General features: G+C 31.7%; 15 protein-coding genes. 9 read left to right on the forward strand and 6 right to left on the reverse strand.

Annotation, left to right across the window (positions count from 1 at the left end; genetic code table 11):
• Window positions 1-229 precede the first annotated feature (229 nt).
• Entirely contained in the window at window positions 230-376 is a 147-nt protein-coding gene (locus ACWJJT_RS09375; protein WP_462954527.1) for a hypothetical protein, read from the forward strand.
• 64 nt (window positions 377-440) lie between these two features.
• Here ACWJJT_RS09375 and glgP read toward each other — a convergent pair whose 3' ends face one another.
• Entirely contained in the window at window positions 441-2060 is a 1620-nt protein-coding gene (gene glgP, locus ACWJJT_RS09380; protein WP_462954528.1) for an alpha-glucan family phosphorylase, read from the reverse strand.
• A 408-nt stretch (window positions 2061-2468) separates the two neighbouring features.
• On the opposite strand from glgP, the gene ACWJJT_RS09385 reads away from it, so the two are divergent.
• Complete coding sequence (locus ACWJJT_RS09385) at window positions 2469-2990, forward strand: DUF4230 domain-containing protein (RefSeq protein ID WP_462954529.1); 522 nt, start codon at window positions 2469-2471, stop codon at window positions 2988-2990.
• 237 nt (window positions 2991-3227) lie between these two features.
• Here the strand turns inward: ACWJJT_RS09385 and ACWJJT_RS09390 are convergent, their stop codons facing one another.
• Both ACWJJT_RS09390 and ACWJJT_RS09395 read right to left on the reverse strand, forming a co-directional pair.
• Complete coding sequence (locus ACWJJT_RS09390; protein ID WP_462954530.1) at window positions 3228-3467, reverse strand: GNAT family N-acetyltransferase; 240 nt, start codon at window positions 3465-3467, stop codon at window positions 3228-3230.
• A 22-nt stretch (window positions 3468-3489) separates the two neighbouring features.
• Window positions 3490-3768, reverse strand: a complete 279-nt coding sequence (locus ACWJJT_RS09395; RefSeq protein ID WP_462954531.1) for a GNAT family N-acetyltransferase — start codon at window positions 3766-3768, stop codon at window positions 3490-3492.
• 341 nt (window positions 3769-4109) lie between these two features.
• On the opposite strand from ACWJJT_RS09395, the gene ACWJJT_RS09400 reads away from it, so the two are divergent.
• From ACWJJT_RS09400 to ACWJJT_RS09425, 6 genes are all read left to right on the forward strand, one after another.
• The gene (locus ACWJJT_RS09400; protein WP_165413641.1) at window positions 4110-4832 is read left to right on the forward strand and encodes a MurR/RpiR family transcriptional regulator; all 723 of its coding nucleotides are present in this window, start codon (window positions 4110-4112) and stop codon (window positions 4830-4832) included.
• Window positions 4833-4988: 156 nt separating this feature from the next.
• Complete coding sequence (locus tag ACWJJT_RS09405; protein ID WP_462954532.1) at window positions 4989-7553, forward strand: glycoside hydrolase family 38 N-terminal domain-containing protein; 2565 nt, start codon at window positions 4989-4991, stop codon at window positions 7551-7553.
• Between the two features lie 68 nt (window positions 7554-7621).
• Window positions 7622-9244 carry a PTS transporter subunit EIIC gene (locus ACWJJT_RS09410; RefSeq protein WP_462954533.1) on the forward strand — a complete coding sequence of 541 codons (1623 nt, stop codon included), beginning with the start codon at window positions 7622-7624 and terminating at the stop codon, window positions 9242-9244.
• A gap of 20 nt (window positions 9245-9264) precedes the next feature.
• Window positions 9265-10587 carry a 6-phospho-alpha-glucosidase gene (locus ACWJJT_RS09415; RefSeq protein ID WP_462954534.1) on the forward strand — a complete coding sequence of 441 codons (1323 nt, stop codon included), beginning with the start codon at window positions 9265-9267 and terminating at the stop codon, window positions 10585-10587.
• Window positions 10588-10630: 43 nt separating this feature from the next.
• A complete protein-coding gene (locus ACWJJT_RS09420) occupies window positions 10631-11785 on the forward strand; it encodes a glycerate kinase (RefSeq protein ID WP_462954535.1) in 1155 nt (384 codons plus the stop codon).
• A 35-nt stretch (window positions 11786-11820) separates the two neighbouring features.
• Entirely contained in the window at window positions 11821-11967 is a 147-nt protein-coding gene (locus ACWJJT_RS09425; protein WP_462954536.1) for a hypothetical protein, read from the forward strand.
• A 147-nt stretch (window positions 11968-12114) separates the two neighbouring features.
• Here ACWJJT_RS09425 and ACWJJT_RS09430 read toward each other — a convergent pair whose 3' ends face one another.
• The 3 genes from ACWJJT_RS09430 to ACWJJT_RS09440 form a co-directional block, all read right to left on the reverse strand.
• The gene (locus tag ACWJJT_RS09430) at window positions 12115-12945 is read right to left on the reverse strand and encodes a TPM domain-containing protein (RefSeq protein ID WP_462956765.1); all 831 of its coding nucleotides are present in this window, start codon (window positions 12943-12945) and stop codon (window positions 12115-12117) included.
• Between the two features lie 43 nt (window positions 12946-12988).
• Window positions 12989-13558 (reverse strand): LemA family protein, encoded by a 570-nt coding sequence (locus tag ACWJJT_RS09435; RefSeq protein WP_216304635.1) that lies wholly within the window; start codon window positions 13556-13558, stop codon window positions 12989-12991.
• Window positions 13559-13782: 224 nt separating this feature from the next.
• Window positions 13783-14799, reverse strand: coding sequence for a MarR family transcriptional regulator (locus ACWJJT_RS09440; protein WP_462954537.1), 1017 nt, complete (start codon window positions 14797-14799; stop codon window positions 13783-13785).
• A gap of 521 nt (window positions 14800-15320) precedes the next feature.
• Between ACWJJT_RS09440 and ACWJJT_RS09445 the strand changes: the two genes are divergently transcribed.
• Window positions 15321-16994: a SulP family inorganic anion transporter gene (locus ACWJJT_RS09445; protein WP_462954538.1), complete on the forward strand. Its 1674-nt coding sequence runs from the start codon at window positions 15321-15323 to the stop codon at window positions 16992-16994.
• The last annotated feature ends 8 nt before the right edge of the window (window positions 16995-17002 follow it).

The following is a 17002-nucleotide window of genomic DNA, read 5'->3' on the forward strand; positions in this document are numbered from 1 at the left end:
TCTATAAGTGGCAGTACCTACTATAAGTAGGCGTTACTTACCCCATCAAATAGAAAATTTCAGTGGGAGTATAAATCTCCTTCTGAAGTCGTTAATATTTCAGCTCCGCAGGAGATGATTTAACTTGTAAAATGGTTTGAGCTTTTACTATTTACACATACATATTACAAAAAAATCTGGCTATGCTATTAATATACCTACTACAAAAATATGAAGGGAGATATAACACATGAACAGAAATAAAAAGACTAAAAACAAAAAAGTTAATGACGCAATAGCTAATATGGAAAACAGCACAAGTTTTCAATCTATAAATGATATTAATAGCAGCAGTAAGAGTAAAGATAAAAATAATATTCCCGAAGTGTCAAATTAATAACTTAATCATTTCACAACAAAAAACAACTTCAAAACTATAGTTTTGAAGTTGTTTTTATATTTTATTTTATATACATCTTGTTATAGTATTCGTCTAACATTCTCTCTACTGAAAATTCATAGCTTGTAGTTTTAATACTTTCTTTCATCATCTCTATCCACTTTTCTCTATTTTCATAATAGGTAGTCATAACCCTATTTATTAAAGTATCATAAAGAGCTTCTGTATCATGTTTATCTAATTCTACTTCTGATAAATCATCAAGACCCACTGCATCTCCAAACTGCCATCCATTTACACCGTCCTTGCAAGCTTCCGGCCACCACCCATCTAGAATAGAGCAGTTAAGTACACCATTCATCGCAGCTTTCATTCCCGAAGTTCCGCTAGCTTCTAAAGGTCTCCTTGGATTATTCAACCAAACATCCGAGCCCCTAGTTAGCATCCTTCCTATATTCATGTCATAATTTTCTAAAAACACTACGCTATTTGGATACTTCTTCATCATCCTTACAAGCTTTGCTACTATTTCTTTTCCTGTATCATCAAGTGGATGAGCTTTTCCTGAGAATACGATTTGAACTTTTCCACTTTGGAGTAATGGAGAAATAATTTCTTCATCAGTAAATATCAAATCGCTTCTCTTATACGGTGCAGCTCTTCTTGCAAATCCGATAAGTAACTTATCCGGATCAAGCGTTATGGCCGTTCTTTCTTTAATAAACGCTATTAATTCCTTTTTAACAGTTATATGGGTACCCCATAGGTCTCCATTATTTTCATATGCCTTAGTGATTCGATCATCTACCCAAGTAGGTTTATGAATTCCATTAGTTATCCCAATAATAGATGGCCTTCCAGCAACTGTTTTCCACATTTTATTTGCAGTTTCCATGTGGAGTTGAGCTACGGCATTAGCCTTTCTTGAAAGCCTAAGTCCTGCTATTGTCATATTAAATGGTTCTCCACCAAATCTAATCATTTGCTGCCTAGTTAATCCATTAAATGCTCCCATGTACTCTAATTTGGAAACATCATGAGATTCATTACCTTCAACTATTGGTGTGTGAGTTGTAAATACTACTTCCTCACGTGTTTTACTCCAAGACTCCTCAAAACTACATCCTGATTGCATTTTTTCTTTAATAAGCTCTGTAGCCGCGAGTGCCGCATGCCCTTCATTGAAATGGTATACATTTATAGGAATTTCCAATGCCCTCAAAGCTTTTACTCCACCAATACCTAGCACCATTTCTTGAGCAATTCTTTCTTCTCCAAACCATCCATACAACTGTCCAGTTATCCAATTGTCACCATTTTCCGGTATATCAGTATCTAAAAGGTATATTGGGTTATTCCCAAATTCATCTGATTCCCAAACCTTACACACTACATCCAAATTTCTGATTTTAACAGTTACTTTTACCCCTGTATCCTTTAAAAAATCATAATTATAATTATGATATGTATCGTATACTTTTCCATTTTCATCTACAAGTTGCTCAGTATATCCTTGTTTCCACTTGAGGCCTATTCCCACTAGTGGTAGATTTAAATCTTTAGCTCCTTTTAAATGGTCACCTGCAAGTATTCCTAGTCCACCTGCATAAGTTTTAAAGTCTGATTGTAGTCCATACTCCATACAAAAATAAGCAACTCTTGGAAGATTGTTAATATCCATTAATTTTCCCTCCTATACTTTTTTAGCACTAACCAATTAAAAATTAAACTTAATTTTTAATTGGTTGTTTTCTTTTGTATTTGTTGTAATTGTATCTTTTATAATCATTATACATAATTTTTTAGTTTAATGCACGCGTTTGCACAAAAACATATTTTCCTAAAAATACTTTATTAAGGTTCCTCACTTATTTAAAAATTATCGTTTTTTTTGAATTTCTAGTTTTAAAACTATGCTTTAGTACCATATAATACAATAACTGTACTTATTATTTAATTGTAAAATTCCCTTTAATCGTTATCACCACATATTATAAGGAGTTGTGTTAGTATGAATTTAAAATCCGCCTTTAACCCCCTAAATCGTAAAAATAAATTTATTTTTTTAATTTTAATAATCGGGGTAATAATGATTAATTCGATTATAATCAAATTTAATAATGATAAATCTATAACTTCTACCCTTATTTCCGAAAGATTGTCCAAAATTTCAGAGCTTTCCACATTAAGGTATAATTATTCAAACATAATATCTCTAAAAGATAATAAAAAATTAAAAGATTACTCTATTCCATTTACTGAGAAATCATTTTTAATAAAATACAACGGCTATATTAAAGCTGGAGTAGATTTAAAAGATTTAGATGTTCTTGTCACTAATGATAGCGTTACTATAACTTTAAAAAAAGCTAAAATCTTAGATCATGTAATAAATAGTAAAGACTTATTCATTTATGATGAAAAATCCTCAATGTTTAACAAGCTTAGTATGCAAGATATGATAAATGAAATCAGTAATGAAAAAGTTAAGGTTGAAGCTGATTTAATAAAAACAGGATTTTTAGATAGCGCTAATGCTAATACTAAATTACTTTTACAAGGCATTCTATCAGATATGGGTTTTAAAAATGTAACAATAATTTTCAAATGAAAAATAAAAGGGATCCATATGAGGTGCGTATGAGACTCATAAAATTTAATAGTGATTATTTCTAAATATAAAAAAGCAGAAAACACATTGTTTATCTGCTTTTTTATTTTTAGTTTTAAAAATTATTACACTACTATTAAATATACTCGTGTTAGCTAATATTTCTTATTACTGTTTTAGCTGTTATGAAGTAAAATTAGAAAGATAGGAAACAACTTCTTAGTTTGTAATTTCTATTTATAAGTTTTGAATTTGTGTTAGATTAATCCAATGTTCTCTTAAAATTGCATAATGAACAACGTCATAAAAAGTACCTTTAACCTTCGCTTCCTGTAGACCTGTTCCTTCATATTTCATTCCACATTTCTGCATAACACGACCCGAACCTTCATTTCCTACATAATGTGTAGCTTCAATGCGATTCAATTCCAATTTTGAAAATGAAAGGTCTAATATTAAACTTAACACCTCTGACATGTAATTATTGTTCCAATATTTCCTATTCAATACATAGTCTTAAATCAATACATCCAATACATTTATGCTCTGATTTTAATTCAATTGCAAAAACTCCAATTTTACCTATATAAATTTTTTTTACTACTTCCTCGGTTTGTGATATATCCTTATACGACGGCCATGTTAAATATTTTGTTACAATATCATCACTGGTATGTAAGTATACATCATCTACATCCTCTATAGAAAATGGTCTTAGAATTAATCTGTTTGATTCTAAGGTAGAGTTCTCTTTTATAATTTCACTATAATCAATCATGCTCTGCACCTCCTTATATATAATTTGTGTTTTTCTACCATTATGTAATACCATAATACCAATCCGACATAGCTTGTAAGAATATTATACCATTAGATACTATTTTTACAAACCTATAAACGTCACAAAAGTGATAGTATTTAAAGGTAATTTTTAAATTTATACATGTGAGATATTTGAGTATAGTATGATATACTTTTATTGGGGTTCCTTTTGGTATAACATGTGAGCAGGCTTTTGAAAATAGGTTAGTTGAAAATAATGAAATAAGTGATGAGGAGCTTCCATTTTAATAAGAAAGAACATGAACCAGGTGAGTGGAAGATTAGAGGAGGAGAGCTTTGCAGTATAAAGTGATTCATAAATTAAAAGAACGTAGGTTTATTAATAAAATTTCTAAAAGTGAAGAGGCAGTATTTGACTATTTAGAAAAGCATTTTAATTCTATCCCTCGGTTGTCAGTTATAGAACTAAGTGAGAAAAGTTTTACATCGCAAGCGACCATTAATCGTGCATGCAAAACTTTAGGGTTTAATGGTTATAGTGAACTGAAGTATGCAATTAAAGAAGATCTATCATTTATCGAAACTCACAGTCAAGAGCGTATTAATAAAACAGAATTTTTTCTAGAAAAAATAAATTTCGAAAGTGCAAAAGATATTATTAAATATTTCAAAGGGAGTTATGTGAAATTATTGATTTATGGTCTTGGAGGATCAGAAATTTCAGCTAAATATTTTCAAAGACAGCTATTATACCTCGGAATTCCTACAGTATTTGTTAGCGAAATAAAAATGCTTGATCAATTTAAGGATTATGTAATTGTTATTTTTTCAAGCTCTGGGGAAACTCTTAGGATAAATCAAATAGCAAGGAAAGCTAAGAGTTACAATATGCAGCTGGTATCAATTACTAAAAAAGATAGTAGCCTTGCTCAAATTAGTGATGGTGTTTTTTACCATGAAGTTAATATGGATAAACTAGATGGTATTTCTAGGGAACAACAAATTCATATGATTATTATGGTAAATGAGCTTATTGATCAAATAGCCAAGGTATTATAAAAAAATGAATTGTAGTCTTTTCACATAGTAGAACCACTACTATGTTTTTTTTGCACAAATTTTATGTATAATTATCCGTAAACTTGGAGATAACAAGGTAATAAAACGTCGTATAATGAAAATGTAAAGAATTACATCGCAGTAGGGAGGGTCACAATGAAAAGAGATATAAAGATACTTATGCATACGCATTGGGATCGTGAATGGTATTTTACAAAAGATGAAACACAGGTGCTACTCAGAAACCATTTCCAGGAAGTAATTCAGTTTTTAGAGGAACATGAAGATATTATATATATATTAGACGGTCAAAGTGTCATGATAGATGATTTTTTGGAGGTGGCACCAGAATGGGAAGATCGGTTAAGGGCGGTAGTACAGTCAAATCAGCTTCGCACTGGACCATGGTACACCCAAACAGATTTACTGATTGTCCATGGAGAATCAATAATTCGTAATTTATATTATGGGATTAAAACCGCACTTAAATATGGAGACGTGATGAAAGTTGGGTATGCGCCAGACACTTTTGGGCATTCCAGTCAGATGCCACAAATTTACAAACAGTTTGGTATTGAAAGTACAGTCTTTTGGCGAGGGTTCAGTGAATTAATGGCCCCAAAATCAGACTTTATTTGGGAAGGAATTGATGGAAGTAGAATTTATGGAATTAATCTTGCCACTGGTTATCAAGGAGCCAAATATTTAGAGTCTGATTATGATGCTTTGAAGCAGCGTACGGGGAAAATTCTAGAGGTACTAGATAACTACAGTGCAGGTAATGCCAGGCTTGTTATGAACGGTCACGATCAGATGCCTATCCAAAAAGATATACATCTTATTATAAAACACTTAAAAAAAATATATCCCGACGATAATATAAGCATTAGTGATTTTGAGAGTTACGTAGATTCTTTAAGGGATTGTAATCTTGAAGTTGTAGAAGGAGAGCTTATCCATAGCAAGCATGCACGAATTCATCGAACCATCAATTCTACAAGAATGGATATTAAGCTACTTAATACTGAAATTGAATATAAAATGTACAATATTTTAGAACCTTTAGCAGTTTTAGCATCGCATTTAAAATTAGACTACCCTCATGCACTATTCGCTAAATGTTATAAACAGATGTTTGGCGCTCATGCTCATGATAGTATAGGCGGTTGTAATTCAGATTATGTAAATCAAGATATTAAGAAAAGATTACTAAATGTGAAAGAGGCCGTGGATACACAAACTGAGTTGTATATGAGGTTAATTTCTTTAGGAAATAAGAATCAAGATGAAAAAACTATTACAATTTACAACTTTTTACCGCATTTAAGAAAAGATCAATTTGTAGAAATTGAATTGATTACCCGTTCAAGTAATTTCGAGATCCTAGATGAAGAAAGTAATCATATTGAATATGTGTTATTAGAACAAGAATTGGTTGATGCGGGACTTATTGATCGTCAAGTGGCTGCTCGCTTATTGGATATAAAAGTCTATAAAAGTAAAGTAAAAGCAAAAATAAATGAAATAGATGGGCTTAGTATTCGCTATTTAAGTTATAAAGACCTTGAGGGGAATAAGCAGGTAAATATAAACAATGATGAGTCCATTGAAAATGAATTTTATGAACTGCTAGTTCAGGAAAATACAATATCATTGAAAAATAAATCTACCGGTGAAGTTGTACAAAATGTAATTTCCATTGAGAATAGTGGTGATGCAGGTGATAGTTATGATTATTCACCGCCACACAAAGATATACTTATAAATCATCAAAATGTTAACATTACAAATATTACCACCATCAAAGGTAGTAATTTAGAAGTACTAAAATGTAAGCTTAATTATATTGTACCAAATGACCTTAATGAAAGAGCAGAAGGCAAGCTTAGCACAGAGGTATGTTTTGAAGTTAACTTAACCTTATATAAGGGAGATGCAAAAGGTTATGTGCAAATAAGGCATACCAATATGGCCATGGATGCCAGATATCGATTGGTATTTAATACAGAGATTGTTTCCGATACAGTCCAGGTAGATTCTCATTTATCTGTTGTTAAAAAGCCTGTGTATAACCATAAAGAACTTTCAGTTTGGAAAGAAGAAAAATGGGTGGAAAAACCTGTCTCTATTGAAACTTTTCAATCCTATATTTCTTTAGAAAATGAAGATAAGCAAGGAACTATTTTTGCTTATGGATTAAAAGAATATGAGGTTTACGATAAAAACATTTATATTACACTCTTTAGATGCTTTTCCCACCTTGGAAAACGTGAACTTATAAATCGGCCAGGAAGACCTTCAGGCATTGAAATTGAAACACCTGATAATCAACTTCAAAATCAGGAATTTACATTTAACTTAGCATTTACTTTCCATAAGCCAAAGGTTAATAAATCCTTTGAAGGAAAAGAATTTTTAACTCCTATTATGGGGTATCAATTAAAGGAATTTAATCGTTTTAATGTTAATGTACCTAGGTTTACAACCAATATTAATACAAGTTTGAATTTGGATTTAAATGGATGTGTTGTATCTGCATTAAAACTTACAGAACAAACAAATGATCTTTTTATACGGATGTTTAACCCTAAGGATGAGAATATTTCACTTGTTTTCACAGAAGAAACTTACTTATCAACTCCAACAGAAAACAAATTAGAGAATATAACAACCTACACTATTAAACCACAAGAAATTTTAAACATTATAATTAAAAAATAGAATTCTTTTAGTTATAACTAATTAAAAACATAAAGCTAAAATTAACCTAAATATTAGGGGGTTATTAAATGTCAAATTTTAAGAAGAATTTTCAAAGCTTTGGGAAGTCATTATTATTTCCAATTTCTTTATTGTCCTTTATGGCAATATTTTTGGGGCTAGCTGCAGCGCTTCAGAATCCAAACATTATTAAAGCGGTACCATTTTTAGGAAGTGAACCATTACAAATCTTTTTAGGACTTATCCGTAAAGTATCCGGACTGCCATTTGCACAACTTCCTTTATTGTTTGCTATGGCAATCCCACTTGGAATGGTAAAACGCGATAAAGAAGTTGCAGTGTTTTCTGCAGTTGTTGGCTATATTGCAATGCTTGTTGGTATAAGTTATATTTTAAGCGTGCAAGGACTTACACCATTAACAACAACTGTTGAATTTTTAACGGCAAATAATTCAATGAGTCAAGTGGATGCAATCTTGAAGAATTCATTGTTTACAAATATGCTTGGAATATTTGTCTATAACATGAATGTGATTGGCGGTATTATAGCAGGTCTAATGGGAGTTCTAATCCATAATAAATTCAGAAAAACGGAATTACATCCAGCCTTATCATTTTATAGTGGTAAGCGATTTGTTCCAATTATCTCAGCACTTATCATGGTAATTGTGGGTATGATACTAGCATTTGTTTGGCCTGCGATTAATGCAGCAATTATTTCCACAGGAAAACTTATCAGTGAAGCAGGACTATTTGGAGTTTTCCTTTATGGGTTTACAGAAAAGATCATCAATCCTACAGGATTACATCATATTTTAAACCAAACATTCCGTTTTACGGCATTAGGTGGGATAGAGACTATCGATGGGAATAATTTAGTTGGTGCAATGCAGATTTATCTTTATCAACTAGATAACAATTTACAGTTTTCAACAAATGCAACACAGTATTTAGCACAAGGTAAAATCTTACACATGGCATTTGGAATGCCAGCTGTAGTATATGCTATTTACCGTAAAGCTCTTCCAGAGAAACGAGACAAAGTGATTAAATTCTTCTTAGCTGGTTTAACTGCGGCTATTCTAACAGGAATTACAGAACCGATTGAATTTACATTCATATTTATTTCTCCTCTCTTATGGATTGTGAATTCTGTTTTTGCAGGTCTTTCATTTTTAGTACCTGCTATGTTTCATGCTGCTATTGGAAATATTCAAGGTGGAATCATTGACTGGTTTGTTTTCGGAGTATTACAAGGTGCACAAACGAAATGGGTTATTTACTTGTTTTTAGGCCCGATTTTCTTTGCAATGTATTATTTCTCATTTAGCTTTATTATTTCTAAATTCAACGTAATGACAATTGGAAGAAATAAATCTGACTTTGAAGATTCTGAAGAAGAAACGGGAACTGGAGAAGCGTTAAATGGTGATGATAAAATTTCAGCACGAAATATTGTTGAAGGCTTAGGTGGTCTTGACAATATTGTGGATGTAGATAACTGCATTTCACGTTTGCGTGTTGAGTTAAAAGATGGTTCAATAATAAATAAGGATTTAATAAAAAAGACGAAACCAAATGGGATAATTATTCCTGATCCAAATACAATTCATATTGTTTATGGGGGAAGAGTTACAAAAATACGAAATATGGTAGATGACTATATTTACAATTTAAAGTCAGTAAAATAATTTAAATAGGAGTGATTCAATTGAAAAAATTTAACGTAACACTTGTTGGGGGAGGAAGTACATGGACTCCAGGACTATTGCAAAGCCTATGTAAAATGAAAGAAACATTTCCAATGAATAGGTTAGTCCTGTTTGACATTGATGCGCAAAGACAATCAATTATTGGGGAATTTGCAAAGGTGTTATTTTCAGAAAACTATCCTGAATTAGAATTTTATTATACAACAGATGTAGAAGCTGCTTATAAAGACGTGGATTTTGTGTTTATGCAGATGAGAACCGGCGGATTTAAAATGCGTGAAAAAGATGAAAAAATACCATTAAGTATGGGGCTTGTAGGACAAGAAACTTGTGGCGCAGGTGGATTTGCTTATGGATTACGTTCTATAGGTGATATGATAAAAACTATTAATGATATTCGTAAATACTCAAAAGATGCTTGGATTTTAAATTATACAAATCCTGCAGCTATAGTGGCAGAGGCAGTTAGAAGAGTATTCCCAGATGATAAAAAAATATTGAACATGTGTGATCAACCTGTAAATTTATTAAGATCTTACAGTAAAATTTTAGGAATGGATGCTAGTGAGTTTGAACCAGTTTACTTTGGATTAAATCATTTTGGATGGTTTACACATTTATTTGATAAAGATGGAACAGACTTAGCTCCAAAAATAAGAGAATTAATATGCGAAAATGGGTTTAAGCCTGTTGATGCAGAGCAACGCGACAAATCTTGGCTTGCAACTTATGAGAATGTTTCAAAGATGCTTAAAGACTTCCCAGAGTATCTTCCAAATACCTACTTACAATATTATTTATATCCAAGCGAAAAAGTAGCACATTCAGACCCAAATTATACTCGTGCTAATGAAGTAATGGATGGTAGAGAAAGAAAAGTATTTGAAGAATGCATACGAGTTACACAAGTGGGTACTTCAAAAGGTTCTGTACTTGTACACAATGATGCACATAGTGAATTCATGATAGAAGTTGCCCAGTCTATTGCTTATAATATACAACGTATTTATATAGTAATAACTGAAAATAACGGTGCAATTTCAAATATTCAAGATGATGCAATGGTAGAAGTAGCAGCTGTAATGACTGCTAATGGACCAAGACCACTCGCTGTAGGAAATATATCTACATTCTATAAAGGATTAATGGAGGGTCAATTAGCTTATGAAAAGCTAACTGTTGATGCATATATGGAAGGTTCATATCAAAAAGCTTTACAGGCTCTAACTTTAAATAGAACCGTAGTATCTGCTGAAAAAGCACGTAAAGTACTTGATGCGTTAATTATAGCAAATAAAGAATATTGGCCAGAGCTTAAATAAACTCTGCAATTGATTTATAAGCGATTTATAAAGAGGGGATATTATGAAAAAACTTAAATTTGTGATTGCACCTGATTCTTTTAAGGAAAGTGTAAGTGGATTTGAAGCATCCCATGCTATGAAAAGTGGCATAAAGGGTATCTTTAAAGATGCAGAATTTGATATTATTCCTATGGCGGATGGCGGGGAAGGGACCTCTGAGGTTATAGTAAATGCTCAAAATGGAGAATTTAGAAAAGTAATAGTCACAGGTCCTTTAGGTGAAAAGACAGAGGCTAGATATGGATGGTTAGTAGAAGAAAAAAAGGCAGTAATTGAAGTGGCAGAAGCTTGTGGGCTGTATTTAGTGGAACAATCTAAAAGAAATCCAATGTTTACAACAACTTTTGGCGTTGGAGAAATGATTCTTGACGCTTTGAATAAGGGGGCCGATCACTTAATAATTGGACTTGGAGGGTCTTCTACAAACGATGGAGGCCTAGGAATGTTACAAGCATTAGGATTGATAGCTCTAGATGCTGAGGGTAATGAATTAGGGCTTGGTGGGAAAGAGTTAATTAAAATTCATAAATTAGATATTTCTAAGATGGATACTAGACTAAAAAAAATAAGTATAGAAGTAGCCTGTGATGTCCAAAATCCTTTTGTTGGGGAAAATGGGGCAACAAAAATTTTTGGACCTCAAAAGGGTGCCAAAGGTGAAATTGGAGATGAACTTGAACTTGGAATGATTAATTTTGCCAAGGCATTAGTAGAAACTTTCGACTTTGATATTTCTAATATACCAAAGACCGGTGCTGCAGGCGGATTAGGTGGAGCTTTCCTTTTATTAAATGGTAGCTTAATAAGAGGTATAGATTTAGTTATAAAGCACACTAAATTTGAGGAGAGAATTAAAGATGCAGATTTTATTATAACTGGTGAAGGAAGTATAGATGGACAAACAAAGTATGGAAAAACCATAGCTGGAGTTGCACACACTGCTAAAAAGTATAATATACCAACCATTGTGCTCGCGGGCAAAGTTGGAGATGATATAGAAGAATTATACCCAATGGGAGTAACTTCAGTTTTTGGTATAGTAGATAAGCCTAAAAACTTAGAGGAAGCGCTGAAAGATGGATATAATAGCATTAAAAAAGCATCTGAAAATATTGCTAGATTGATAAAAGTATTGTATTTTAACAAAAAAGAGTAAATTATAGCAGAACCAACAGTTGTTGTGGGGAAAATATGAAACATTTTGTAGTTGAAATTAAAAGATGTTTTTCAAAAGAGGAGATTATTGAAGAAATAGCAAGAGTAACAGGTTTTGCAAAAATAAAAGGTAAAATTAAAGCATGGGAATTCGTTTGCTTATTCTCCTTTATGGATGCATAGGTTGCGAATAGCACTTGAGAACCTGATAATTATCCCTTCGATACCAATACCACTCATAAGCTTTCATAGTGATTATTTATAAATATTAAAAAGCAGAAAACACATTGTTTTCTGCTTTTTAATATTTAATTCCACCAAATTATTTTATTACCAACCTCCAGAAGATCCTCCTCCACTTGATGAACCGCCTCCAAAGCCTCCAGAACCACCTCCGGAACCTCCGAAGCCACCACCATTTCTGCCACCACGTCTACCGATTGAACTCCAAAATAGCAATGTAATAATAAATCTGGTTATTCTTCCTCTATTAAGAACAAAGTCAAGAAAAACTAATACGATAAATCCTATTCCTAGAATTCCACTTCCCTTTTTAGAGACATTTGAACTTTCAACATATTGTGGAACATTAACGTTCTTATCTAGTTTTACATTATATTCTTTAGCTATATTATCAGCTATTGCTGAATATGCTGCCCTAAGACCCTCTCCATATTGATTTTGCTTAAATCTTGGCACTGCAAAATCATTCATAACCCTTGAGGAGTATATATCCGTAACGGCCCCTTCTAGACCTGTGCCTACCTCAACTCTCCACTTTTTTTCTTTCATTGATAGTAAAATTAATAGCCCATTATTTTTACCCTTTTGTCCAATACCAAAACTTCTAAAAATCCCAGTAGTATAAGATTCTATAGGCTCTCCTTGCAGCGAATCTATAACCACAACAGTAGCCTGTGCACCTGTTTTGGCTTCTAATTCCTTACCTACTGACAAAATATATTCTGTAGATTTACTATCTATCACTCCAGCGTAATCATTAACATATTTTAATTCTGTAGCTTTAGGATATTTGGTCTCTGCATTCACTATATTTATAACTGTTACTTGACTCAGTAAAAATATGCTTATCATAACTGCAAAAATAACTTTTGTGCTGATTTTTGCTTTCGTAATCATGCTTGATGAAAAATTATGAATGTTCCTAATTAATTTCATTAAATAAGTCTTCATATTCTATCTCCTACTTAGTAAAGTCAACTTTTGGTACTACTTTAGCTGATTCACTAGCCTTATAATATGCCTTTTCATCAAATCTAAAAATCCCTGCAATAATGTTCGTCGGGAATTTTTTAATTGTGCTGTTGTAACTTGAAACATTTGTGTTATAATCCTGCCTCGCTGTTCCTATTCTATTTTCTGTACCTTCAAGAGCTACCGTTAAGTCCCTAAAATTCTGACTAGATTTTAAATCCGGATAATTCTCTACAACTACTAATAGCCTTGAAACCGCACTTCCAAGTTCGCTATCCGCTTGCGCTTTATCTGGCACCGTTTTTGCTCCTGCAAGTTTAGCCCTGGCATCTGCTATTTTTATAAATATATCTTTTTCCTGAGATGCATAGCCTTTCACCGTTTCTACCAAATTAGGAATTAAATCAGACCTTCTTTGCAATTGTGTATCTATGTTTCCTTCTGTAACTTTTACCTTTTGTTCTAAACTTACAATTTTATTGTAACCTCCAATAATAGGCATTGTTATTACTAGAAATATTGCCGCAACAATTGCAATGGTTCTTAATGTTTTATTCATTTCTATACCACCTTTTTGTTTTATAGAATATATAATAGTTATTAACTATTTCATGTATCTAATTATAATAGATAAATTATTAAAGCAAATTTATCCTTATATAATAACTTATGAATTCATTAATCGTACTATACTAATTTGCTATTTATTCTTTAAAATTATGTATTATTTCAAAAATATATTATTTAAATTTTTCCTTTGGTTAACAACCCTTTATTAAATTTTCAATCTCCTAGTGCACTACTTTCAATAAAAGCAAAGGTTTTTTTTATATATTCTTCTGTTTTATAATTTCCTAATCTATCATTCATTCTAACTAAAAGAGAATTTAACTTTAAAATTTCCTGCGAACTAATCCCTTTCAATTCTTCAAAGATTAGTAAAGTTTTTTGATTCTTGTTATAATCTTCTATTATTAACATTTCACCTTGCTGAGATATATCTAAGTAATAGGCATTTTTTATTAGAGCTTTTTCTTTATGAATAAAATGCTTACTATTTAAATTCTTTACTATTACATGAACTGTAGAAGGTGACCAAAAACTAATTTCACTTAATTCACTTGATGTAATACCTGGGAATGCTGCAATTATCCACAAGGCTCTAAGTTGAGCATAAGTTACATTAAATTCCTTAAGTGGTTCACTATGATTACTTTTAATAGTTAATATGAATGTTCTTAAAAGATTATATACACTAATAGTCTTTTTTATAATACTAACTTCATTTGTATCGAAATCTGTTAAATCAATTTTTAAATTCATTTCATTAAGCTTCTCAATATAATCAAAAATAAACTCTTTGTTTTCTTTTATTATAATTCCAGTAAAAATTTCTATAATAAAATCCAATTCCTTATGTGAAAATAATCCTATTAAGTCAAAAAGATAAATCTTTTTTTTCTTATCCTGTTTATTTATATAAATAAACCAATCACCCGTTTCTGTTAATTGAAATTTATATGCCTTTTTATTATTAGCTTCTTCTTTAAATATCAAATTTTTGCTTATCAAAATTTTAATCATATTGCTAACAGTAGGCGAAGTCCAGCATCCAATCCTTGCGACGCTACTAAGTGAAATTCCTGGAAACACTTTGATAATCCAAAGAATTCTAAGTTGTGGCAAAGTTATACCTGAAGTCTCTACCATCCTTGCGTAATTAGATTCAATTTTTAAAAAAGCATATCTCGCTAGATTATATAACGAATGTATATTAAACAAATACTCATTTTGTTTCATAAAATGTCCCCTTATATGTTAGTTTAGCATTAATAGGAATTATTATTTTACACGCCTATCTAACATTCAATATTGTATCAAAAATGATATATCAAATCAATAAAAGGATTTTCTCTTATAACAAAATATATATTTTTTGTGTAAAATATGATATAATAAATACGTTATATAGTATTTAATATCACATATACTTAAATACAGTTTTGTTGTTTATAAATTTTAATATAAAAAACTAATACATTTGAGTAAAGTAATATTCAAGTATAATAATATTAAAAATAATTATATTTAGAGTAAATTAGTACTCATATGTATCTATTTTTAATATTCGAATGCTAATTAAAAACAATACTCTTTTATAGTTATTTTTAATATTCGAATGCTAATTAAATCATCTCCTGCGGAGCTGCATCATCTTCGTAGAAGATGTATTAACGACTTCAAAAGGAGATTTATACTCCCACTTATAGAAGTGGGAGACTTCCCTTCTGAAATGTCGTTAAAATAGAGGAGTGAAAATTATGTTCGTCCCAAAACTATTTACCTGTTTAAAAAATTATTCTAAAGAGCAGTTTATCAAAGATTTTGTTGCTGGAATCATTGTTGCTATTATTGCTCTCCCCTTATCTATCGCTCTTGCCATAGCCTCTGGTGTCTCTCCCGAAAAAGGGATTTACACAGCAATCGTCGGTGGTTTTGTAATCTCTTTGCTTGGAGGAAGCAGGGTTCAAATTGGTGGTCCTACTGGTGCTTTTGTAGTTATTGTATTTGGTATTGTTGAAAAATATGGCATCGATGGCCTAATTGTATCTACAATACTCGCAGGCATCTTTCTTATAACAATGGGACTACTTAAATTTGGTGGTATGTTAAAATTTATTCCCTACCCTATTACCACCGGATTTACAAGCGGTATCGCTATTATTATTTTCTCCACTCAAATTAAAGACTTCTTTGGGCTAACCATGCAAACCGTGCCTTCAGACTTTGTTCCTAAATGGATTGCTTACTTTAGTAGCTTAAACACTTTAAACATACAAAGTATGATTATTGGTATTCTTTCACTTTTAATAATTATATTTTGGCCTAAAGTAAATAAAAAAATTCCAGGGACGCTTGTCTCGATAGTGATAGCCACTATATTAACCCATGTATTTAATTTGAATCTAGAAACTATCGGAAGCCGTTTTGGTGAGATTTCAAGTTCATTGCCCAGTATCTCTCTTCCTCATACTTCTTTTAGTATGATAAAAGAACTCATGCTTCCAGCTCTAACAATTGCAATTTTAGGTGGAATAGAGTCCTTACTATCTGCAGTAGTCGCTGATGGTATGATTGGTGGTTCACACCGATCTAATATGGAACTTGTAGCTCAAGGGTTTGCTAATATTTGTTCTGGTCTTGTGGGAGGCATTCCTGTAACTGGTGCAATAGCACGAACTGCCGCTAATGTAAAAAATGGTGGCAGGACTCCTGTTGCGGGTATTGTTCATGCTTTAGCATTACTCGTAATACTTTTATTATTTATGCCATATGTAAAACTTGTACCTATGTCGTCTTTGGCCGCAATATTAATTATAGTGTCGTACAATATGGGAGAATGGGAATCCTTTAAGCAAATATTTAAAGCTCCTAAAAGTGATGCTTTAGTGCTCTTAGTTACCTTTTTTTTGACACTTTTCTTCGATCTAGTAATCGCTATAGGAGTAGGCTTGCTTCTTGCATCATTGCTATTTATGAGAAGAATGGCAGATGTTACAGACGTACGATTTGTTCTAGATGAACATAAAGACGAAGACCAAGTAGAGCTTATAGATAGCATAAAGACTCCTGAAAATGTATCTCTATATGAAATTAATGGACCTTTCTTTTTCGGCGCAGCAGATAAATTTGTACATGCTATTAGAGAAATAGGTATTCCTACTAAAATTTTAATTGTAAAAATGTCCAATGTACCTGCTATAGATGCTACGGGATACCACGCTTTAAAAATGCTTTACTCCCTTTGCACAAAACATCACACTCAGTTAATAATATTAAATCTTCAAGAACAGCCTACTAATGTTCTTGAAAAATATGGATTTATAGATATTCTAGGAAAAGAAAATTTCTGCAGTAACGTTGAAGAAGCTATTGATAGGGCTAATTTACTACTGATAACTCCTAAAGTCGTATTAAAAAATCAAATTTTATAAAATAGTAA

The organism is Clostridium sp. CM041, assembly GCF_055081035.1.

Bases quoted from the DNA above. Each gene is read 5' to 3' on its own strand.
- ACWJJT_RS09410 (WP_462954533.1), top strand. From the start codon at position 7,622: ATGTCAAATTTTAAGAAGAATTTTCAAAGCTTTGGGAAGTCATTATTA.
- ACWJJT_RS09425 (WP_462954536.1), top strand. From the start codon at position 11,821: ATGAAACATTTTGTAGTTGAAATTAAAAGATGTTTTTCAAAAGAGGAG.
- ACWJJT_RS09435 (WP_216304635.1), bottom strand. From the start codon at position 13,558: ATGAATAAAACATTAAGAACCATTGCAATTGTTGCGGCAATATTTCTA.
- ACWJJT_RS09375 (WP_462954527.1), top strand. From the start codon at position 230: ATGAACAGAAATAAAAAGACTAAAAACAAAAAAGTTAATGACGCAATA.
- ACWJJT_RS09420 (WP_462954535.1), top strand. From the start codon at position 10,631: ATGAAAAAACTTAAATTTGTGATTGCACCTGATTCTTTTAAGGAAAGT.
- glgP (WP_462954528.1), bottom strand. From the start codon at position 2,060: ATGGATATTAACAATCTTCCAAGAGTTGCTTATTTTTGTATGGAGTAT.
- ACWJJT_RS09405 (WP_462954532.1), top strand. From the start codon at position 4,989: ATGAAAAGAGATATAAAGATACTTATGCATACGCATTGGGATCGTGAA.
- ACWJJT_RS09390 (WP_462954530.1), bottom strand. From the start codon at position 3,467: ATGTCAGAGGTGTTAAGTTTAATATTAGACCTTTCATTTTCAAAATTG.
- ACWJJT_RS09445 (WP_462954538.1), top strand. From the start codon at position 15,321: ATGTTCGTCCCAAAACTATTTACCTGTTTAAAAAATTATTCTAAAGAG.
- ACWJJT_RS09395 (WP_462954531.1), bottom strand. From the start codon at position 3,768: ATGATTGATTATAGTGAAATTATAAAAGAGAACTCTACCTTAGAATCA.
- ACWJJT_RS09440 (WP_462954537.1), bottom strand. From the start codon at position 14,799: ATGAAACAAAATGAGTATTTGTTTAATATACATTCGTTATATAATCTA.
- ACWJJT_RS09385 (WP_462954529.1), top strand. From the start codon at position 2,469: ATGATTAATTCGATTATAATCAAATTTAATAATGATAAATCTATAACT.